Raw genomic sequence first — 230 nt, 5'->3', positions numbered from 1 at the left:
GCCGGGCCGCTGCACCGCGGCGCGGATGCGCTCCGCCACCAGTTCGTAGTGGGTGCAGCCCAGGACGACGGCCTTCACGTCGGACGGCGTGAGGGCGGCCGCGGCCGCGATCGCCCGGTCGATGCCGTCTTCGTCGGCCCACTGCACCGCGTCGGCGAGCCCCGGGCACGGCACCTCGGTGACCTCGGCGCCCGCGGCGAAGTCGCGGATCAGCCCACGCTGGTAGGGGC

The 230-nt window shown here is 76.5% G+C and carries 1 pseudogene; it reads right to left on the bottom strand.

The annotated features are described in order from the left end of the window. A pseudogene (locus G3I40_RS28165) lies at positions 1-230 on the bottom strand (glutamate racemase); the annotation flags it as partial.

Source organism: Streptomyces sp. SID14478 (genome assembly GCF_010548525.1).
Taxonomy (GTDB): domain Bacteria; phylum Actinomycetota; class Actinomycetes; order Streptomycetales; family Streptomycetaceae; genus Streptomyces.
Note: the sequence above shows the minus strand (reverse complement) of the source record. Positions and strands in the feature narration are given on the sequence as shown.